21 protein-coding genes and 1 pseudogene are annotated in these 20776 nt (G+C 51.8%); 8 read left to right on the top strand and 14 right to left on the bottom strand.

The annotated features are described in order from the left end of the window. Window positions 1-36: 36 nt before the first annotated feature. From G9Q38_RS01250 to prpB, 3 genes are all read right to left on the bottom strand, one after another. Window positions 37-1497, bottom strand: coding sequence for a bifunctional 2-methylcitrate dehydratase/aconitate hydratase (locus tag G9Q38_RS01250; RefSeq protein ID WP_166127029.1), 1461 nt, complete (start codon window positions 1495-1497; stop codon window positions 37-39). A gap of 22 nt (window positions 1498-1519) precedes the next feature. Next, window positions 1520-2752: a bifunctional 2-methylcitrate synthase/citrate synthase gene (prpC, locus tag G9Q38_RS01245; RefSeq protein ID WP_166127027.1), complete on the bottom strand. Its 1233-nt coding sequence runs from the start codon at window positions 2750-2752 to the stop codon at window positions 1520-1522. 72 nt (window positions 2753-2824) lie between these two features. Further along, the gene (gene prpB, locus G9Q38_RS01240) at window positions 2825-3724 is read right to left on the bottom strand and encodes a methylisocitrate lyase (RefSeq protein ID WP_166127025.1); all 900 of its coding nucleotides are present in this window, start codon (window positions 3722-3724) and stop codon (window positions 2825-2827) included. Window positions 3725-3943: 219 nt separating this feature from the next. On the opposite strand from prpB, the gene prpR reads away from it, so the two are divergent. Both prpR and G9Q38_RS01230 read left to right on the top strand, forming a co-directional pair. Then, window positions 3944-5863, top strand: coding sequence for a propionate catabolism operon regulatory protein PrpR (gene prpR, locus G9Q38_RS01235; RefSeq protein WP_166127023.1), 1920 nt, complete (start codon window positions 3944-3946; stop codon window positions 5861-5863). A gap of 281 nt (window positions 5864-6144) precedes the next feature. After that, on the top strand, window positions 6145-6333 hold the full coding sequence (locus tag G9Q38_RS01230) for a hypothetical protein (RefSeq protein ID WP_166127021.1): 189 nt from the start codon (window positions 6145-6147) through the stop codon (window positions 6331-6333). A 34-nt stretch (window positions 6334-6367) separates the two neighbouring features. Here G9Q38_RS01230 and G9Q38_RS01225 read toward each other — a convergent pair. Then, window positions 6368-7455, bottom strand: a protein-coding gene (locus G9Q38_RS01225; protein ID WP_166127019.1) for an IS3 family transposase whose coding sequence is annotated in 2 segments (ribosomal slippage) — window positions 6368-7203 and window positions 7203-7455 — 1089 coding nt in all. Because the reading frame shifts where the segments join, the coding sequence is not laid out codon by codon here. A gap of 146 nt (window positions 7456-7601) precedes the next feature. Between G9Q38_RS01225 and tnpA the strand changes: the two genes are divergently transcribed. From tnpA to tnpC, 3 genes are all read left to right on the top strand, one after another. Then, window positions 7602-8006: an IS66-like element accessory protein TnpA gene (gene tnpA / locus G9Q38_RS01220; protein WP_166127017.1), complete on the top strand. Its 405-nt coding sequence runs from the start codon at window positions 7602-7604 to the stop codon at window positions 8004-8006. After that, on the top strand, window positions 7979-8347 hold the full coding sequence (gene tnpB / locus G9Q38_RS01215) for an IS66 family insertion sequence element accessory protein TnpB (protein WP_370523872.1): 369 nt from the start codon (window positions 7979-7981) through the stop codon (window positions 8345-8347). The genes tnpA and tnpB overlap by 28 nt, the downstream gene beginning before the upstream one ends. A 90-nt stretch (window positions 8348-8437) precedes the next feature. Continuing rightward, on the top strand, window positions 8438-9961 hold the full coding sequence (gene tnpC / locus G9Q38_RS01210) for an IS66 family transposase (protein WP_166127015.1): 1524 nt from the start codon (window positions 8438-8440) through the stop codon (window positions 9959-9961). A 324-nt stretch (window positions 9962-10285) separates the two neighbouring features. On the opposite strand, the gene G9Q38_RS01205 is transcribed toward tnpC, so the two are convergent. The 9 genes and pseudogenes from G9Q38_RS01205 to G9Q38_RS01165 all read right to left on the bottom strand — a co-directional run. Continuing rightward, window positions 10286-11575 carry a TRAP transporter large permease gene (locus G9Q38_RS01205; RefSeq protein ID WP_166127013.1) on the bottom strand — a complete coding sequence of 430 codons (1290 nt, stop codon included), beginning with the start codon at window positions 11573-11575 and terminating at the stop codon, window positions 10286-10288. Next, a complete protein-coding gene (locus tag G9Q38_RS01200; RefSeq protein ID WP_166127011.1) occupies window positions 11572-12087 on the bottom strand; it encodes a TRAP transporter small permease in 516 nt (171 codons plus the stop codon). Before G9Q38_RS01200 ends, G9Q38_RS01205 begins: the two co-directional genes overlap by 4 nt. Before the next feature lie 10 nt (window positions 12088-12097). Then, window positions 12098-12862, bottom strand: coding sequence for a helix-turn-helix transcriptional regulator (locus tag G9Q38_RS01195; protein ID WP_166127009.1), 765 nt, complete (start codon window positions 12860-12862; stop codon window positions 12098-12100). Window positions 12863-13132: 270 nt separating this feature from the next. Then, on the bottom strand, window positions 13133-14317 hold the full coding sequence (locus G9Q38_RS01190) for an alpha/beta hydrolase (protein ID WP_166127007.1): 1185 nt from the start codon (window positions 14315-14317) through the stop codon (window positions 13133-13135). A 16-nt stretch (window positions 14318-14333) separates the two neighbouring features. Then, window positions 14334-14882, bottom strand: coding sequence for a VOC family protein (locus tag G9Q38_RS01185; protein WP_166127005.1), 549 nt, complete (start codon window positions 14880-14882; stop codon window positions 14334-14336). A gap of 41 nt (window positions 14883-14923) precedes the next feature. Continuing rightward, window positions 14924-15952, bottom strand: coding sequence for a TRAP transporter substrate-binding protein (locus G9Q38_RS01180; protein ID WP_166127003.1), 1029 nt, complete (start codon window positions 15950-15952; stop codon window positions 14924-14926). Window positions 15953-15988: 36 nt separating this feature from the next. Then, a complete protein-coding gene (locus G9Q38_RS01175; protein WP_205962322.1) occupies window positions 15989-16513 on the bottom strand; it encodes a flavin reductase family protein in 525 nt (174 codons plus the stop codon). Beyond that, a complete protein-coding gene (locus G9Q38_RS01170) occupies window positions 16513-17580 on the bottom strand; it encodes an LLM class flavin-dependent oxidoreductase (protein WP_228276167.1) in 1068 nt (355 codons plus the stop codon). Before G9Q38_RS01170 ends, G9Q38_RS01175 begins: the two co-directional genes overlap by 1 nt. A 132-nt stretch (window positions 17581-17712) precedes the next feature. Further along, window positions 17713-18186 (bottom strand): annotated as a pseudogene (locus tag G9Q38_RS01165) (malonyl-CoA decarboxylase domain-containing protein); the annotation flags it as partial. Between G9Q38_RS01165 and G9Q38_RS01160 the strand changes: the two are divergent. After that, window positions 18152-18502, top strand: a complete 351-nt coding sequence (locus tag G9Q38_RS01160; protein WP_166126999.1) for a cupin domain-containing protein — start codon at window positions 18152-18154, stop codon at window positions 18500-18502. The pseudogene G9Q38_RS01165 and the gene G9Q38_RS01160 overlap by 35 nt on opposite strands. A 126-nt stretch (window positions 18503-18628) precedes the next feature. Here the strand turns inward: G9Q38_RS01160 and G9Q38_RS01155 are convergent, their stop codons facing one another. Next, the gene (locus G9Q38_RS01155; protein WP_166126996.1) at window positions 18629-18931 is read right to left on the bottom strand and encodes a monooxygenase; all 303 of its coding nucleotides are present in this window, start codon (window positions 18929-18931) and stop codon (window positions 18629-18631) included. A gap of 92 nt (window positions 18932-19023) precedes the next feature. On the opposite strand from G9Q38_RS01155, the gene G9Q38_RS01150 reads away from it, so the two are divergent. Both G9Q38_RS01150 and G9Q38_RS01145 read left to right on the top strand, forming a co-directional pair. Next, the gene (locus G9Q38_RS01150; protein ID WP_166126991.1) at window positions 19024-20154 is read left to right on the top strand and encodes a Fic family protein; all 1131 of its coding nucleotides are present in this window, start codon (window positions 19024-19026) and stop codon (window positions 20152-20154) included. 148 nt (window positions 20155-20302) lie between these two features. Then, window positions 20303-20770 (top strand): host attachment protein, encoded by a 468-nt coding sequence (locus tag G9Q38_RS01145; protein ID WP_166126985.1) that lies wholly within the window; start codon window positions 20303-20305, stop codon window positions 20768-20770. The last annotated feature ends 6 nt before the right edge of the window (window positions 20771-20776 follow it).

The following is a 20776-nucleotide window of genomic DNA, read 5'->3' as shown; positions in this document are numbered from 1 at the left end:
TTATCGTGAATAAACCCTACGCGATCACTATATTTTTTAGATTACATACAGATCAACATATTCATGCACAGGCATGGTTTCCAGTTGTGCCTGATTCAACGATACGTCCAGAATACGTTGTTGTTGCTTCTCGGGGAAACGGCGTGCCAGGTTGGTACGGAATTTGGCTTCCAGTAACGGAATACCATCTTCGCGGCGACGCTTGTGGCCAATGGGGTATTCGCACACCACTTCGTCTAGGGCGGTGCCGTCGTTGAACTCAACCTTCAAGGCGTTGGCAATCGCCCGTTTTTCCGGGTTGTGATAATCGGCTGTGAACGCCGCGTCTTCCACACAGATGATTTTGTCGCGCAGTTCATCAATACGCGGGTCGTTAGCCACACTGTCTTCGTAGTCGGCTGCGGTCAGGCGTCCGAACAGAAGCGGCACGGCAACCATGTACTGAATGCAGTGATCGCGGTCGGCAGGGTTGTTCAGTGGGCCTTTCTTGTCGATGATGCGAATGCAGGCTTCGTGGGTGCGAATGGTAATGCGCTTGATGTCATCAACCGACTTGCCTTTTTGCTTAAGCGTTTCATGAATCTGCATGGCGCACTCCACCGCTGTCTGCGAGTGGAATTCGGCCGGGAACGAGATTTTGAACAGCACGTTTTCCATAACGTAGCTGCCGTAGGGGCGCTGGAATTTGAAGGGTTGCCCTTTGAAGAGGACGTCGTAAAAGCCCCAGGTTTTGGCTGACAGCACCGATGGGTAGCCCATTTCGCCAGTTTGGGCGATAAGCGCCAAACGCACCGCGCGGCTGGTGGCATCGCCGGCGGCCCAGCTTTTGCGGCTGCCGGTATTGGGTGCATGACGATAAGTGCGCAGGCTTTGCCCATCGACCCAGGCCAGCGAGAGCGCATTAATGATCTCGTCGCGGTTCAACCCCAGCATTTGCGCCACTACCGCCGTAGAAGCCACCTTGACCAGTACAACGTGATCCAGCCCCACTTTATTAAAGGAGTTTTCCAGCGCAATACAACCCTGAATTTCATGCGCCTTGATCATGGCGGTAAGGACATCGTGCATGGTCAGCGGTGCCTTGCCTGCCGCGACGGCAGTGCGCGAAAGCCAGTCGGCTGTAGCCAGGATGCCACCGAGGTTGTCGGAAGGATGGCCCCATTCGGCAGCCAGCCAGGTGTCGTTGAAGTCGAGCCAGCGAATCATGGCACCGATGTTAAAGGCGGCTTGAACCGGGTCAAGCTGAAACTGCGTGCCGGGCACTTTGGCACCGTGAGGGACTGTCGTGCCAGGCACAATGGGCCCCAGCAGTTTGGTGCAAGCAGGGTATTCCAACGCTTCAAGGCCACAACCCAGCGTATCAATTAGGCAGTTGCGGGCTGTTTCGTAGGCCAGCTCACTTTGAATGGTGTAGTTCAGAACATAATCGGCAATGTCGCTTAAAACCTGGTCGGGTTGGGGGCGAACATTGGAAATATGAGTGGTGTCGGCAGACATAAAAAAAACTTCCTGATGAGTATTAACGTTTACGGCGCGGAAGCGGCACGAACTTGCGGTTTTCCGGGCCCACGTAGTTGGCTGTAGGGCGAATGATTTTGTTGTCGATGCGCTGCTCGATAATGTGTGCGGCCCAGCCGGCGGTGCGGGCCAACACGAATAGCGGTGTGAACATGGCGGTGGGCACGCCCATGGTGTGGTACGACACGGCCGAGAACCAATCCAGGTTGGGGAACATTTTTTTGGCATCCCACATCACGGATTCGAGCCGTTCGGCAATCTCGAACATTTTGGTGTCGCCGGTGCTTTGGGACAGTTTTTTAGCGACCTTTTTAATGACTTCGTTACGTGGGTCGGAGACGGTATACACCGGGTGTCCGAACCCAATGATGACTTCCTTGTTGGCAACCCGTTCACGAATATTGGCTTCGGCTTGTTCAGGGGTGTCGTAACGCTTTTGTATGTCGAAGGCCACCTCGTTGGCGCCGCCGTGCTTGGGGCCGCGCAAGGCACCAATGCCACCGGCAATAGCGGAATACATGTCGGATCCCGTTCCGGCAATCACGCGGCACGTGAAGGTGGAAGCGTTGAATTCGTGCTCGGCATACAAAATAAGCGAGGTGTGCATGGCGCGCACCCATTCCTTGCTGGGTTTTTCACCATGCAGCAGGTGCAGAAAATGACCGCCAATGCTGTCGTCGTCGGTCACGACATCGATCATTTCACCGCGGTGGCTATAGTGATACCAGTAAAGTAAGGCCGAGCTCAGGCAGGCCAGCAAACGGTCGGCGATATCGCGCGCGTCAGCCAGATTGTGGTCGTCTTTCTCGGGCAAGACACAGCCCAGGGCTGAGACGGCGGTGCGCATGACATCCATGGGGTGGCTGGCTGCCGGCAAGGCTTCCAGAACCTGTTGTACATGTAAGGGTAGCCCGCGCAAACGTTGCAGCTTGGCTTTGTAGGCTTCCAACTCGACTTTGGTGGGCAGGCTGCCGTGAATCAGCAAATAGGCGACTTCCTCGAATTCGCAGGTTTCCGCGATATCCAGAATGTCGTAGCCGCGGTAGTGCAAGTCGTTGCCGCTGCGACCCACGGTGCATAGCGCGGTGTTGCCGGCCACGACGCCCGATAGTGCAACGGATTTCTTGGGCTTGGGCCCGGCGGACGCAGGGGTGTTTTGTTCTGGCACTGCCGGGGCGGCCGCTGTTTTTGATGCGGTTGCAGACTTGCTTTTGCGTGAGCGGGATGTAGCCATGGTGTGTCTCCTGAGCGTTCTGAAACGCGATGGTTGAAATGGCGTTGCGATAAATTCGCGTAAGGCTTGTTGCTATTTTGTTTCGTTATGCCGTTGAAAAAGTTGGTCGAGTCGCGACTCGTATTCGTGGTAGCCAATAGATTGATACAGCTCTTCGCGCGTTTGCATCATGTCGACCACGTTACGTTGGTGACCGTCGTGGCGAATTGCGTTGTAAACGGTTTGCGCCGCTTTGTTCATGGCGCGAAATGCCGAGAGCGGATACAGCACAATGCCTACCCCCGCCTGCCCCAGCTCCTCGCTGGAAAATAGCGGTGTTTGCCCGAACTCGGTAATGTTGGCCAGCACGGGTACAGACAAAGCCTGGGTGAACTGGCGATAAGTGTCAAGATCGTATGCGGCCTCGACAAATACCGCATCAGCGCCGGCCTGGACGCAGGCCTGCGCGCGTTCAAGCGCCGCTTCCACGCCATGCACGGCAATGGCATCGGTGCGCGCAATAATGAAAAAATCAGGGTCGGTTCGCGCGTCAACCGCCGCTTTAACGCGGTCAACCATTTCCTGGGTACTGACAATCTCTTTACCGGGCCGGTGGCCACAGCGCTTGGCGCCCACCTGGTCTTCAAGATGGCAGGCCGCCGCGCCGAACTTGATCAGGCTTTTAATGGTTCGGGCAATGTTAAACGCAGAAGGGCCGAAGCCGGTATCGATGTCGACCATTAAGGGTAGTTCGCATACGTCGGTGATGCGGCGCACGTCGGTCAGAACGTCGTCTAGCGTATTAATACCCAGATCGGGCATGCCCAGCGAGCCCGCAGCCACGCCACCGCCCGACAAGTATATGGCGCGAAACCCGGCTTGTTGTGCCAGCAGAGCATGGTTTGCGTTAATGGCGCCAATTACCTGAAGCGGCCATTCTTGAGAAAGGGCTGTGCGAAAGCGGGTGCCGGCGGTGGTGGGTTTCGTTTGCATTTTTGAGCCCAATTATTAGATATGATGCTATTAAAGCAATATTCGTGCCAATTTTATCGGCCTTGATTATGTGCAAGATGGAGATCTATAAGGTACTGTTTTATATGTGTAACTTATAACTTTGATCGATATGGCCGTGGATGTAATAAAACACGCTGTTTCAAAAATGAAATAAACTTTGTTTTATATTTTCATAAATGAAACTGCAGGTGGATGGTCATGATGGCATTAACAGCTCCCCCGTTACATATTGTCGCCGTGGGGTTACACGGGCTGAGATATTTATTCGAGGCTCTGGCACCCGAGTATAGGCGCAATGTGCAAATTACTCTGCTAGAGCGGGCCTATCATGATGCAGTGGTAGAAATTAATGCGCTCTGCACTCGTGGAACGGTTGATGCCGTTGTGGCAGCGGGCTCAAACGGAGACTATCTGCGTCAACACCTCGGTTTGCCAGTGATTTTGGTAAAGGTGAGCGGGCTTGATGTTATGCAGGGTCTGGTTCAGGCCAAGGGGGTGTCCGAGCGGGTTGCAATTGTGATGTATGGCAGCGTGCCTGCAGAACTCAGTGATTTTGTGCGCGTTTTGGACTTACCTGTCCAGTTGCATTGTTATGAAACCGAGGCCGATGCCCGGCAATGTGTTCTACAGTTAAAGCGGGAAGGGGTTGAAGCGGTTGTTGCCCCCGGGCTGGTGGTTGATTTAGCGAAGGCAGACGGTTTGCACGGCATTTTGCTCTATTCTCAGCGGCTGGTGCGTGAAGCCATTGAGGATGCGGTTGAGGCCGCGCGATTAAGTCGTATCGAATTGGCGCGACGCGAGCGGGTGAACACAATTCTCGAAAAGCTCCGGGATGCAGTCGTGGCGGTTGATGTGGATGACCGCATTGAGGTGGTGAACCCGGCTATGGTAGCACTGTTAGAGCAACCTGCTCATAAGCTCATTGGTAGAAAGCTTGGCCATGTTAGTGAAGACCTGAGCTTGGCTAAAACATTGCAGACGCAAAAAGTCGAGACCGAGCAAATTCAACAGGTGGGCAATAGAACCATTGTGATGACCCGGTTACCCTTGTTAGAGCATGGTGAACTGGTTGGCGCTGTGCTGATTTGCCAAGACTCAGCCTTAATTCAACGTTTGGATCACAGCCTGCGCAGCAATCGAAGCGTTCAGTCAAAGCATACGCGCTATCGCTTAAGCAACCTTCTGGGCCAGCATGATTCAATAGTGAGGCTGCGCGCGCTTGGCTTGGCATGTGCAAAGCATGATGCATCAGTTTTAATATTTGGCGAAAGTGGGACGGGCAAGGAGATACTGGCGCAAGGTATTCATGCCGAAAGCGGACGTCGTGAACAACCGTTTATTGCGGTTAATTGTGCGGCATTTCCGGAAAGCTTGCTGGAAAGCGAGTTGTTTGGTTATGTCGATGGGGCGTTCACTGGGGCGGCGCGTGGCGGAAAAATGGGTGTATTCGAGGCCGCGCACACGGGAACGTTATTCCTGGATGAGGTGGGTGAAATGCCCATATCGTTGCAAACCCGGCTATTGCGCGTTTTGCAAGAGCGAATGGTTACGCGTATTGGGTCAGTTATGCCAACGCCCGTAAATGTGCGGGTGATAGCCGCAACCCATCGTAATCTTGAAGCTGAAATTGGCGAAGGGAGATTCAGGCAAGATCTTTACTATCGTTTGAATATTTTGCAACTCTCTATTCCGCCGTTGCGCGAGCGGGTTGAGGATTTGCCCTTGCTGGTTGAGGAATTGCTTGAACGTGTTGCGCACAGGATTGGAACAGAGCCAGACGGCATTGACACGTTGATTCCGGCGCTGCTCAAGAATACCTTGCATTATGACTGGCCGGGCAATGTGCGTGAGCTGGAAAACGTTATTGAGCGGATGGTCATGATGGTGTTTGCGCTGCCCGATTTTTCGCCCGGTACGCTCTTGCTCGACATTTTGCCAGCTGCATGTGTAAAGGGTTTGTCTAAAGATGCAGGGCTGAAGACCTTTCGTCAGCGGCTTGAAACAAGCCAGATTAAGCAGGCGCTTGATGCTTGTGGGGGGGATCAAAATGCGGCCGCCACGGCATTGGGTATTAGCCGTACCACATTGTGGCGGCGTTTAAAGCAAGAGAGAACTTAAGCCCTTCGGGTAAGGGCAGTATTGTGCACTGAGTGCACAAGCCAAGGGATTTTCGTTGTGCGCGTTTCATGTCAGTCATTAGAATTTTTTCCACAAGCCAGTGGTTGAGATGCCATTCCTGAGCCAAGTTTAATGGAATGATGCAAAAAATTAATGATATCCAAAGGAGACACGCATGAAAATCACACGCTCGCCAATCTATGGCGTTGCCAAAGTGGTGTTGGCCGCTACAATCAATGTTAACGACCACTGCCACAGGCGTTTCTGCAAAAGACCTTCGAATGGCTTCTGGCGTGCCGCCCCTGCATCCGGCCCATAACCCGCTTTATACTGAGTTTCAGAAATTGTTGCCTGAGTATTCAGATGGCAAGTTAAGTGGCCAGCTGTTGGGTACCGAGGTGACAACAGTTGCCAATATGCGTGCATCGATTTTAAGTGGGTTGGTTGAGGTAGGCCTGTTCTTGCGGTAATCCCCCCATTTTTAACGGTCGTTAAACGTAGAGGCTAAGCGGCCAATGCCATTTTTTGAATTGGCGTAATGCCGCCCAAGGCCATATTTGGCCGTTCGTGATTGTAAGTCCAGAGCCAGCGTGTGGCGAAGTCCTGGACATCAGACACAGAATCAAACAGGTGATGAGCCAACCAATCGTAGCGTACCGTGCGGTTATACCGTTCGATATAGGCGTTCTGCTGCGGCTTACCCGGTTGGATAAACTGCAATTTGATGTGGTGCTTTTCAGCCCAGCCCATCAGTGCAGAACTTGCGTATTCCGGGCCATTATCACAGCGAATAATTTTGGGTTTGCCGCGCCACTCCATGACCTGTTCAAGCGAACGAATCACTCGTAAAGCAGGCAGCGAGAAGTCCACATCAATGCATAGGCCTTCGCGGTTGTAGTCGTCGATAACATTGAACAGCCGGATGCTGCGACCGTCGGCCAACTGGTCGTGCATAAAGTCCATCGACCAGATTTCATTAGGTGCATACGGTACCGCCAAGGGCTCTGGTTGTTCCCGCACCAAGCGTTTGCGCGGTTTGATACGCATGTTTAACTCCAGCTCACGGTAAATGCGGTATATGCGCTTGTGATTCCACTTGAAGCCTTTGACGTTGCGCAGATACAGGTAGCAAAGGCCGAACCCCCAGTTCCGTTGGTTATGGGTCAAACGAAGCAGCCAGTCGGCAATTTGCTGATTGTCGCTGCTTAACTTAGCTTGATACCGATAGCATTTCTCGCTGATGCTAAACGCGTTGCAGGCCAGGCGAATACTGGCGGCGAACTGCTTGACCGCTCGTTGCGCCATCTCACGTCGGTGAGATGGCTTCACCACTTTTTTTCAATGGCCTCCTTCAGGATTTCAGCCTTGAGCCGTTCCTCTGCATACATCTTTTTCAGCCGGGCGTTCTCCGCCTCCAGCTCCTTCATGCGTGACATCAGGCCAGCATCCATGCCGCCGTACTTGGCGCGCCATTTATAGAACGTGGCGCTGCTCATACCGTGCTCTCGGCAAAGCTCCGGTACCGGCGTACCCGCTTCGGATTGCTTGAGGATGGCAATTATCTGACTGTCGGTAAAGCGTGAGGTCTTCATGCAAAATTTCCTGAATACTGCTGTTAGAAAATTCTACCTTTAAGACCGTTCCTTTTGTAAGCGTCCGCCCGATACCGTCTAGCGATCTCAGATAAATCTCATCAAACTACGTGTCCATTAATTCATTCAAATGGACACGTAGTTTGATGAGCGAATCCTCAATTTCTCTCGTACCTGTATCTGACACTAATCGACGCCGCTACTCTGTTGAGTTCAAGCGAAACGTTGTGCGGGAATCAATGGCCGCAGGCGCGTCAATTGCACGTGTTGCCATGGCCCATGGGCTCAATGCCAATCAATTACACAACTGGCGCTGGCAGTATCGACGCGGTGATTTTGGAAGTGTCACCGAAACGGCTGCGCTATTGCCTGTTCACATCAGTGCGCAGCCAACGACGCCACATGCTCATCATACGACACGGTCACCAACCAATGATTGCGACCCCCAGCGTGGGCAAATTGAACTGCACCTTGGTCATGCCAAAATTGTAGTGCATGGGACGCCCGATCTGCGGGCGCTGCAATGCATGATCCAGACGCTACGCGCATGATTGGTTTACCTGCGGGAACCCGAGTTTGGCTGGCGGCTGGGGTCACCGACATGCGTCGTGGTTTCGATGGCTTGGCCGCGCTGGTGCAATCGAAGCTGGCTGAGGATCCGTTCAGTGGTCACGTGTTTGTATTTCGTGGTCGCAAAGGCGATCGAATCAAGGTGTTGTGGTGGAGCGGCGATGGCATGTGTTTACTGGCCAAGCGGTTAGAGCATGGTCATTTCGTCTGGCCTTCGGCTGAATCGGGTGCGGTCAATCTGACGCCCGCACAGCTGTCGATGCTGCTGGAAGGCATCGATTGGCGACGACCCCAGCGCACACAGCGACCTATGCGAGTGTAATGCCAGCATTGCTTGGAGAGCTGCATATTTATTGGGTTTGCTGGCAATAATCGGTCGATTCAGGCATGACTATTTGGTAAAATTACGGTCATGCAAAACGTTAACGCCACCTCATCTGACACAACGGCTTTACTGGCCGTGATCAAGGCGTTGCAACAAGAAAATGACTACTTGCGTTTGCAGTTGGCCAAGGCCAGGCGCGAACGCTTCGGGCGCAGCAGTGAACGGGCTGGCGACCTGTTGGCGCAACTGCCGCTGATGCTTGATGACATGGCGATATCAGGTGCGCCGGTGCGAGGCATTGTGCCCAAAGCCACTTCCCCAAAGAAACGCACGCCATCTGCCGGGCGCCAGAGCTTGCCAGACTTCCTGCCGCGCGAAGAACATGTGCTGGCTGCCAACGATAGTTGTGACTGCCCGGCTTGTGGTGGTGCGCTCAAATTCCTGGGCGAAGACGTTAGCGAAACGCTTGAATTCATTCCAGCCAGCTTTAAGGTCATCCGCACGGTTCGACCCAAGATGGCCTGTAGCCATTGCGACACCATTGTGCAGGCGAGCGCACCTTCGCGTCCGATTGCACGTGGCTTGGCTGGCCCTGGATTGCTGGCTCAGGTTCTGGTGGCCAAGTACTGCGATCATCAACCACTTTATCGCCAGAGCGCGATCTATGCCCGTCATGGCGTGACACTCTCACGCTCGACACTGGCCGATTGGGTGGCGGGCAGCAGTCAGTTGCTTCGCCCTCTGGTTCAGGCATTGCATCGTTATGTGATGAGTGGCAGCAAAGTCCATGCCGATGACACCCCTGTTCCAGTACTGGCGCCGGGGCGTGGCAAGACCCGCACGGGGCGTCTGTGGACGTATGTTCGTGACGACCGAACCGCTGCCAGTGATCAACCGGCGGCGGTCTGGTTCGGGTACTCACCAGATCGTAAAGGCGAGCACCCACAGAAGCACCTTAAAAACTTCCAGGGCATTGTTCAGGCCGATGGGTACGCAGGTTTTAATGCACTCTACGAAAGCGGGAAAATTGTTGAGGCAGCATGCTGGGCGCACGTACGACGCAAGTTCTACGACATCGCCGAACAGCAAAGCAGCCCGGAAGCCTTGCAGGCCATTGGGCGCATTGCTGAACTGTATGCCATTGAAGCGCAAATCCGTGGTGAGTTGCCCGATGTGCGACGCCAAGCGCGTCAGGCACGGGCTGGCCCTCATCTTGACGCTTTACACGACTGGCTGCACGACACCTTACGATCCGTCTCACGTAAATCCGCATTGGCCGGGGCGGTTCGCTATGCGCTCACGCGCTGGACCGCTTTAACGCGCTATGTGGACGATGGCTGCATTGAAATCGATAATAATGCTGCTGAGCGCGCGCTGCGCGTGGTCGCCTTGGGCCGCAAGAACTACCTATTTGCCGGATCTGATGCGGGTGGCCACAGCGCTGCGTCCATTTATAGCCTACTCGGTAGCGCGGCACTGAACGGGATCGAACCCATGGCTTACTTGCGTGAGGTGCTGGCCCGTATCGCCGAGCACCCCGTCAACCGAATCGACGACTTGTTGCCATGGAATCTAACCCCACACTGCACCGCTCTGGATCGCGCCGCGTAACTTCCCGCAAGCTCACGGTCTTAGGCGGCCAAGCCTTGGTCTTGCGCATTGAACTGCGTGATAGCAACCCGCTGTATTACGCATGCTTTTAAATCAGCTTCGTCCTTTACTCCGGGCTTTCGGCTAAGCGGTGCGTGATGGCATCCAGCATAGCGTTGAAGGGCAGGTCGGTTAGATTGGGAGTTTATTTAATAACGATATGGGGCATCTTGGCATAGAAAAGTATTGTCGTTTGCAGTTTACTGGCAAAAGGTTAGGCGTATAACCATGCGGCTGAACATAAAATGGGCCGTGTTCATAATGATCTATTTGGACATTTCAAATTTAAAAGAACAAATTCACCAGAAAAAGGGCCAGGGACGGAAATGCAATTAACAACCCAAGCCGAATAATATCTGCTCCGATAAAAGGCAATAAGCCTTTGAAGATTGTAGAAAGCGACATGTCGGGAACCGTGGCTTTCAAAACGAAGACATTCAAGCCTATTGGAGGGGTAATTAAACTGATTTCGATCACGATGACGGTATAGATACCAAACCAAATGGGGTCAATGCCCGCGTTGATGATTACCGGGTAGAAGATTGGCACGGTCAGCAGCAGCATCGACATGCTCTCTAATACACAACCTATCGCCAGATAAATTAGAGTAATGACAAGAATAACTTCGAAAGCGTTAAGCTCTATCGCAGAAATAAGCCCTGACAGTTGTTGGGGGAATTGGGCCATATTGATGAAATTTCCGAACAGTATGGCGCCCACCAAGACCATCAGCAGCATAGTTGTCGTACGTGCACTGTCAAGCAGGGTTGCGAGCAATAACTTAACGGTGAGTGCCCGTCGCAAAAGTGCAACGACAAAAGCACCGAACGCGCCAATTCCAGCCGCTTCGGTTGAAGTAAAAACTCCGCCGTATATCCCGCCAAGTACGATAATAAACAACACCAAAAGTACCCATACCTTTGATAAAGCGTGAAGTCGTTCACGCCACGAGTATCGGTCGCCCTTAGGCCCGGCGTTCGGGTTTCTGAAAACGATAATGCGAACAGCCCCAATATACAGAGCCAAACCCAGAACGCCCGGTATCAAGCCCGCAGCAAAAAGAGCCCCGATGTTATTCTCGGTAAGAATGCCGTATAGAATAAGCACCACGCTGGGCGGAATCAGTATTCCGACTGTGCCGCCGGCCGCTACCGCTCCCGCAGCCAACCCGTCGGAATAGCCAAAGCGCCGCATTTGCGGTATCGCTATTTTGCTCATGGTAGAAACCGTTGCCAGACTGGAGCCACACACGGCGCTAAATCCGCCGGAGGCCGCAATGGTCGCCATTGCCAAGCCCCCGTTCTTATGGCCCAAAAAAGCGTTCGCAGCCTGGTAGAGGTCGTCAGACATTCGGGCATGACTAATAAAGTTACCCATTAAGATAAACAATGGAAGAATCGAAAGCTGATATGACAGGGTGGTGTCGTAAACAACTTGTCCTACCATCGCCAAACCCGCGTCAGCCGAGGTTAGTGTCATAAATCCGAGCGTACCCACCAAACCCATTCCAAAAGCAATTGGCAGCCCTGAAAAGAGCAGAAGGAAAAGCAGTGCGAGGAAACCGGCAACAATCATTGCGCGTCTCCCTGGTTGTTAGACCGAAGAATATCGCCAAGGGCCAGAACCAGGGAAAAAAGGGTGGAAACAGCGGCCATTACTGTCATGGTGCAGGCAATCCAGCCGTACGGAATTCGCAGAAACATGGAAACGTCACCATATGCGATCATGTCGCTGGCATGCAGGTAAAGACGCCATGTCATCACACCCTGAATAACGACCATCGTCAAATTAATTGCCAAACTTTTTATTCTTTTAATGGTGTCACTCAGCCATGCGTCGAACAAGGCAACGGTGATGTGCCCTTTCTCATGAGTAACCAGGGGTAAAGCAAAAAAAACGACCAAAGCTAATAGAATTTCCGTCAGTTCGTACGCACCACTAATTGGATTGCTGAAAAAATAACGCCCAAGTACATCGGCGAACATGAGCGACATCATTATCAATAGAAATAAAGCAGCACATTTGCCAAGGAACTGGGGGATAACCACGAAAATGTGGTGGGTTGAAAATTCGTTGTGATTTTTCATGGCAGCTTCGTTAGTGATTGAATGGATTCCACAAAGACAGGTACCACATCAAAAGCTCGCGTTGGCTGCCAATGCCAAGCTTCTGATAGGCTCGATTTTTATATGTTTTAACGGTTTCTTCACCAACATTCAGATCAAGGGCAATGCCCAGGTGACTCATTCCGTAAATAATTCGAGCGCAGACCTCAAGCTCGCGGGATGTCAGTCTGTGTTCTGTCTGAATACAGGCATAAATTTCAGCAATCGGGGCCCGTAACGCTCGATGGGCCCGACAGTTTCTGAGTTCGCAATGTTTGGCAACCGCTGAAATGAGAGACTCACTTAAATGCATTAAACCTTCGATATCTTCTTGCGCAAACCGGTTTTGAGAATCATCCCTGAAAAGACTTAGGCTGTAGGCCCCCGAGTTTCGAACACCGCTAAGAACGACTTTGTCACCCAGACCTCTGTACAGCGTTTCTCGAAAAACCTTGGATAGCCCGTCAAGATTGACTCTGACATGTTGCCGGCCTTGGGTCTTCAATCCTTGGCGGATGTGATGTATTGAAGGATCAAACCGCCACAATCCACTTGATGTATAGCGACCAATCCGTTCGGTGGCAAGACCACTTCCTTCGGGGCTAATGCAGGCAATTACAGAGATAGTCGACTCGTGCAGTTGAAACAGGCCGATGTGATCAACGTGGCAACTGAGCTTAAGCCAGGCGCGCAGTTGATTGAAGAAATCGTCACTTCCAATGCTGTCGATTAGCCTGCCCCATGGGGGATTATTCATGTCGCTTGTGCGGTTAACAGAGGGTAAAGAGCTGCGCCTGCCTCTTGGCGATCGAAGCGCCAGACGCTCAACGCAATTGACATTATGTGTAAAACTCGATGATGTATCGATGCTTCTAAGGGCTGCCATAGTTGTCTCTCGTCTGTTTCTTGTAGTGTCTTGTTTTTATACTATACGCGTCACGACAATTCCAGGGAACTTGGCGTTACTTATATTTTGTGTTCGCCAGGTTAAGCACACGAAGCCCTTGGCTCATTAATTATTGAAGCATTAAAAGTCAATAAGTTTGCGCGATGCCATCCAGCTGGTAAGGATAGCCGCAGCCTGATTTAAGTGTTCGGGTTGTCCTTTGTAATAATGGGTGGCGCCCGCAATGACATGCATGGTTTTATCTTGCGATCCCAAGGCATCGAACATCATTCCAGGATGGGGTTGGGGAACTGCGTCATCCGCCTCATTTTCCACTACTAATGCCGGCTTCGAAATATGCGCGGCGCAACTAAGACCATCGGCATTAGAGTCGTTAATCGACCACTGCGATAACCATGACCGCAGCGTGGAAAAACGACCTAGCCCAATCGGACCATTGTTGGCGGTTTCGGGATGACCCATGTAGCACCAGCCCGGGCGACGGCCATTTGGATCCAGGGTCGAATCAAGGAATCGAGGCTCCGCCATTGTGCGATGTGTGACAAAGCCACGTTCCATTTCCAAGGTATTGCGGCGCTTCAAATCATCAAGTGTTTCTAAAACCCATTGACGAATTTTTCGGATGCGTTTCAATTGATTCGTACGATACTCTTCGATAAAAGCTTTCGAGTACGGCGGCTGGTTTGGGTTGCGTGGATCATAGATATCCATTTCAAGCACCCGGTCGTCGGGATCACTTTCGTTTTTTACCGATGGATCAATCATTTCAGAAAGCATACGCGCACGCGATAAGTGGGCTGCCTGGAACACAACCGCATCTGCGGGAATCAGGCCTGCGCCTGCGATATCGACAGGATCACCTGCGGGCGTATTCGTAATACTTGGGTGTTCTGCTTGAGCCTGATAAAACGCAGAAAGGGCACCCCCACCACTCCAGCCCATAAGAACGACTTTTTCATATCCCCTGTTGTGCTTGGCCTCTTTAATGTAGGCACCAAGATCAAGAACGACTTTTTCCATGATTAGCGCGGTGTCGTTCTTTGCAAATCGGCTGCCTGCACATAAGACATGAAACCCCATTTGCGCCAGTTTCCGGGGCATTGGAAGTAATTGCAGTGTAGAGGCGGGATGCATAAACACCAAAAGGGTCCGGGAGGAATCGCCCTGAGGCTTGAGTAAAAGCCCTTCCAGATTAACAGTACCCTGGCTGCCCGAAAAACCATAAGTTTCAACAAAGGACGACGTTTCATCGAAGGCGATATGGATCCATTCGGTAACGATTTTCCGGGGTGGCTTAGTAGTCATTGATTTTGTCCTCTTTTTACCCGTTTAGTTCAGGGCTGGATAACGGCTCGGCAGCTTTGTCAAGCCCAGCGCGTTTGGTCGCCGTCCAGGCGTCCAGAGACCGGCGAGCTTGTGTGCGAGCCTGATCTAAATACGCCTGCGTTTCAGTGCGAACGGTGAACTCCAGACGCACGCCGTTGGGGTCAAAGAAATAAATAGATTGAACGAAATGGTGATCGACGACGCCAATCACGTCGATGCCATGATTCTCAAGGCGTTTTTTCATTGCCAGCAGTTCTTCGCGTGAATCGAGCTCCATGGCGAAATGGGGAATCCATTCCGGCATTTCCGGGTGCAATGTGTTGCCTTTTCCATCATTTACGTCGAAAAAAGCAATGTAGGAGCCGTCGCGGAACTCAAAAAATATGTGAACATAAGGCATATGTTCGCGCGTAGATGGCACCCTATCAGCCTTGATAATGTGTGCGAGTGGCAGACCCAGTATGTCTTCGTAAAAATGTCGGGTTTCTTCAGCATCAGCGCAGCGCCACGCGACATGATGAAGTCCTTTAACAGAAATAGTCATGATAGCAACCCCTTATAAAAGTAGAGATATGACAGGATAAATCATTGAGAGCTATAGTTTTTCACTTCCTCTTGCACCATTTTCAGGGCCGCATCACCATCAACCCCCCGCTCTGTTATTGAGGCGACCCATTGTGCGCGAACTTTATCCATTTTCGCTTTCAGGTTTTCCAGGGCGGCGCCCTGAATTTGAATGTGTTGACCATTGTGCTCTTCAAACTGCTTTTCGCCGTACGCACGTTTCTCATCCCAAATCTTGCCTACGCGTTTTGCAAAAGCCTCCCCTGATAGCTGCTCAATTGCTTTCTGGTCTTCGGGTAACAGCTTATCCCACGATTTCTGATTCATTACCAGAAAAAAGCTTGTGTTGTAAAACCCGCCATTAACCGTAGTGCGATGATGTAACTGATCCGTCATTCTCATGTGGGGAATGCTGTCAGTCGTTAGAAAGGTGCCGTCGACGACGCCGGATGAAACAAGCTCGTAAATTTGCGACACGGGTGCGGCAACCGCAACACCACCCGCTTGTTCCATTAGATTGGCGGTAACCGGCCCTACAATCCTGATCTTGAGATCCTTCAAATCATCCAGGCTGTGAACGGGTTTTTTTATCGTAAACAGTTCTCCCGGTGGTTGAACATGTAATGACAACAGTTTGACTCCAGCGTACTCGTTCAGCTTTTCAAAGTGCGCTTTGTGCGTACGCCAATAAGCAACCGAAAGCGCTTCCGCACTGTCACTAAGAAATGGTAACTCCACACCTTCACTCGATAAGAAACGACCCGGTGTGTAGCCTTGGGTGCTCCAGGTGATATCGGCGATACCCTGGCGAGCCATATCAAACTGACGAGCGGGTGGGCCAAGTGATGACGTTGTAATGTTGATACGTACGCGCCCCTGCGTTGCCGCAGCCACATCGTCTCCCCAAGGCTTCAAAACTTCCGTAAAAATGAAATGACCAGGCGGTAACCAGTTATTCAACTGTAAGACGGTTTCTGCCTGAGCCCCGATAACCGGTAGCGCCAGAACCAGGCCTGCCACGAATTTTTTTAGTTCCAGCAATCTCATCATTGTCTCCTTTATGTATTTATCGTGCTTTAAACAACTTCAAACCAAGGGGATTGCGCGGTGATAACGACTATTCAGAAAAAGCAAGGGTTCTGCACTATCGCTGTTGAAACGGACGACCTCACCAATAAATATCTTGTGGTCTCCTGCGTCGATGATGTGGCGCGTACGACATTCAAAAGTGGCAACACAACCCGAAATCAACGGTACCGCATCAATGCCGGGTTTCCAATCAATATCGCGGAACCTGTCATCAACAGCACGCGCAAAACGGTTAGATACTTCGACCTGAGCAGTGGTGAGTACATTGACCGCAAATGCGTGTCTTTCTTCAAACAACTTCAAGTTCTGTGATTTTTTTGCCAAGCTCCACAGGACCAGCGGTGGGCTTAGGGAAACAGAAGAAAAAGAATTCACTGTTAGACCCACATTCGCGTTATCGGATGTGACCGTCGTGATGACGGCCACACCGGTTGCGAACTGGGCCAAGGCGGAACGCAACTTCATTTGGCAAAGCTGAGCCTGACCGCCTGGACCTTCGGGAAGGCGTGACGGCTCACCCATCAGACCGCCTCGCCCGCTTTCTCGACCTGATCTCGACGCAGGAGTGCACGAACTCTCGGCATCACTTCTTGCGCGAAGAGCTTCATTGAGCGATGCACCTGAGTTTCAGGCAAGTGCCCAAAATTATGTAGCGTCATCACATGGGATACCCCCAGCTTATATAGATGTGCGACCTTCTCGGCAACGGTATCCGGCGTACCAAACAGTGAAAGTCCGCTATTCATAATATCGTCATAAGTCTGACTTTTTGCGTACAGCCGCGTGCGGACATACAAGTCAAAACACTCAGCGGCTGATTGGCGTACTTCGTCTTCAGTCTCACCCACGAAGGTGTGAAATACAAACGCTGCATCGCCAGGCTTAGCGGGCTTTTCACCTTCCTTTCTGCCGCGTTGAAACTCACCGGCCAATTCCCCCAGGTCGTCCCAATGATCTAGGGATCCGTAGGGTACGCATAAGATGTTGTGGCCTTTCAGCCCGACGTGATATGCGGCTTCTTTTCTGAGGATAGCGACAGCTATAGGCGGATGCGGATGCTGCAACGGACGTACGTTTAATTGAACATTATCAATTTGATTGAACTTACCTTCGTAGCTTAGTCGCTCTCCCTGCAGCAAACGCGAGACGATTTCTAGGTTCTCATCAAATCGCTCACGTTTTTCAGCACCATTGATGCCATAGCCATCAAACTCGTGTTTCAAATAGCCCGAACCCACGCCCAAAAAGACCCGGCCACCCGACAGAATATCAACCATTGCGTAATTTTCAGCGATTGTCAGTGGGTTGTGGAATGTCAGGAGAGAGATTGCAGAACCCAAGCGCAGGCGACGCGTCTGGCCTGCCAGATATGCCAACATTACTGCCGGGTTCGGAACCGTTCCATATTCATGAAAGTGGTGCTCCGCGACAAAAAAGGTGTCGTATCCAAGCGCTTCCGCGAGCTTAGCCTGATCGATGACCTCGGAGTACAACTGCTCAACGGTTCTCGTATGCTCAGGGTACTTCTCGACGGGATAGTGGTCCTGTACCGAGAACATTGAGTATTTAATGTCAATTGTGTCCGTCATTGCGCCTCCTTCAGAATTTTTAACTAGTGTTTCCAACTATAGGGAGTCTGGCGCGGCTTGTATGTCCCCGTAGCGGGGGACGATTGTTAAAGTAGCGGTTTAACGCGCGCTGGAAATGGGTTTCTGCACTGCGCGCGCGACGGGGTCCAGGGGCTGCCCGTCGTGCATGGTTGTTAAGTAGCGAGCGGCCAGGCGCAGTCCGCAACGTTTTAGCGCTTCGGATGGTGGCGAGTCGACGGGGGCCTGCAGGCGTTGTGCCCATGAGGGGTTGTTGGCGCTGGTATCTGGTACCTGCTTGGCCCGTTGCCCCAACATCGCCTGAATGTCCGATTCGGATTGTTGATCCAGCCACTTGGTAAAACCTGGTATGGGCGATAAGGTGGCAAAATATTTGAGTTTGGGAAGTTCTAGCTTCAGCGCTTCAATGACCCGCCTCAGCAGAAAATTGCCAAAGCTGATGCCACGTAGGCCAGGTTGTGTGGTGGAAATGGAGTAGAAGATTGCCCAGCGCGCCTTGAGCAAAGGGTCGATTGGCTGTGCCGGATCGAGTAAAGATTGCACGTCGGCCACCATGTTTTCTGCAAATGCGACCCCTACAAAAATAATGAACCTGACAGCCTTTGGCCCCGGTGGTAAAGCTAAGGTGCATTATCACCGTGACTTTGAAACGGCTATTTATGGCATATCAGGCCGAATCGGGCTCTATCACGGCGCCCAATTAGAGGATTACTGCCTGATAGAGCCAGGCACCTTCTGTTTTATTCCGCCTGGTGTCCCGCATATTGCATTTAATTTATCCGACTCTGAACCCGCTACTGCTATTTCCTCACGGAATGATGCGGCGGAACAAGAGAATGTGGCGCTAGTTCCAGAGTTGGAAGGCCTGCGCGATAAGGATATTGAAGAAAAGAAGCGTCGTTGAACAGACCTAAACCTCTCAAGATTAGCTGACTTCAGGTGCTGCAGCGCGTATCCAAGAAAAGGGGTTAAAGCCGAAGGGCTGACTACGCGTATTGGCGCCCAGATGATGCTGTGCATGAAGTTATACTCACAACCCCGGAAAGCGGTCGATTTTTGAAAGCGCGACATTTGCATCGAAGATTTTAAAGCGCAAGTTGCGCACGCCCATTTTTTCCAGCCGTGCTGCATGAATTTCTTTGTAGGCGTTAAGGGTTTCGAGGTTCTCGAAACAGTAGATACCGCCTGCTTCACCGGTTTCCGCATTTTCAGTCCAAAGTTTCCAGATTAGGCCGGGCTCTTTGGCAATACTTTCAGCCAGCCCTTGCATCATTTCAGTCATTTCAGCGCCAAATGGGCCAGGAGAGGGGAAGTCGACTTGTAGAATTTTCATGGTGGGCTCCTTTTTGCTACCTCATATTCTACGGAGAATTGTATGGCTCGGGTAGCATTGACAATGCGGCAATAACATTTCACAATCACCGCATGAAACACGGTGAATATATCTGGCAATCGCCGCATTGGCCCCAGTGGCAATATGACCTTGCCGCATTGGCAAAGCCGTTGGCGGCGGTTAGTCGTGCCCAAGGGCTTTTGCTAGGCCGGCTGACAGATGTGGGGATGACCTTGCGCGATGAAGCGAGTTTAGTCGCACTTACCGAAGATGTTATCCAAACCAGTGCCATTGAAGGCGAGATATTGAATGTCGCCTCTGTTCGCTCATCTGTGGCACGCCGTTTGGGCGTCGATATTGGTGCTTTGGCGCCGGCAGATCGTCACGTAGACGGTATTGTAGACATGGTGCTTGATGCAACCAGTAACGCGAACACCCTGTTAACTAAAGCGCGTTTGTTCGGATGGCATGCCGCATTATTTCCAACTGGTTATTCCGGAATAAGCCCGATCCGTGTGGCTAGGTGGCGCGACGATACAAATGGCCCGATGCAAGTTGTTTCAGGTGCTATTGGCCGAGAGAAAGTGCATTTTGAAGCCCCCCCGGCTAAACGCCTTGACGCCGAAATGAAGCGTTTTCTGTCTTGGGTGAATGACCCCACGCCAAACGAACCCGCCCTGGTTCGTGCTGGATTGGGTCATTTGTGGTTCGTTACATTGCATCCCTTTGATGACGGTAATGGCCGGATTGCACGAGCCATAGGCGATTTGTTGTTGACGCGAGCAGATGGCAGTCCACAACGCTTCTATAGCTTGTCAGCACAAATTCAGCGGGAACGGAAAGGGTATTACGATATCCTTGAGCGCACTCAAAAACGCGATATGGAAGTCACCGCCTGGTTGCAGTGGTTCTTGGCCGCATTGTTAAAAGCGGTCGAACAAGCGCACACAACGCTGGACCAGGTGCTGATCAAGGCGCGGTTTTGGCAATGGGCGGCAGCTGTTCCCATGAATGAGCGTCAGATCAAGGTGCTGAACCGATTGCTGGATGGGTTTGAAGGCAAGCTGACGACCAGCAAGTGGGCATTACTTGCCAAGTGCTCCCAAGATACAGCACTGCGCGACATTACAGAATTACTTCAGCATCAGGTGCTACATAAGTCCGCATCCGGAGGCCGTAGCACGCATTATGAAATTAACCCGTTAAGGCATGCCATGACGTAAGTCAGATGTGCGTATCAATCTAGCGTGGATTACGCCAATCGGCCAACTGTTTGGATGCACGGTTCGCGATTAAAGTGGTTACTCCAAGTGTGGGCTTACGGAAGCGGGCCTAATGACGATATAACCATTCACTTCGGGGTCAGCCAAAATGGAAAAGACATGGGTTCTGATTGCCAATTCTGAACGTGCTTATTGTTTTGAGCGCTCTGGTGCTGACCATTCGCTTACTCAGCTGGCCGACTTTAACCATCGGCATCAACGCCTTTCTGATAAGGCCCGTGAAGGTGATTTAACAGGCGCCGCAGGTAAAGGGCATGGGCGAACTGCCCATGCGGGTACGCAATTTGAACCACATACAGAGGTGCGTGCGAAAGAGCGCGCCGAGTTCGCCAGGCAAATTGCAAACTATATTAACGAGGGCGTTACGCAGAAACGTTGCGCGTCATTAGTGTTAATTGTTACGAGCCCTATGTTGGGTGAACTTCGATCTTGTCTGGACGTAGCTGCAAAGAAATTGCTGCGTGCCAGTGCTGTGGGAGATCTTACTAGCTTTGTTGGGGCTGATTTGCAGTCGCGCGTGGACAATGCTATTCAATCTTCCGAGGCTAAATCATGAAGTCAA

Source organism: Pusillimonas sp. DMV24BSW_D, from assembly GCF_011388195.1.
GTDB lineage: Bacteria > Pseudomonadota > Gammaproteobacteria > Burkholderiales > Burkholderiaceae_B > Neopusillimonas > Neopusillimonas aestuarii.
The sequence above is the reverse complement of the archived record's forward strand: the minus strand, read 5'-3'. Positions and strand labels throughout refer to the sequence as shown.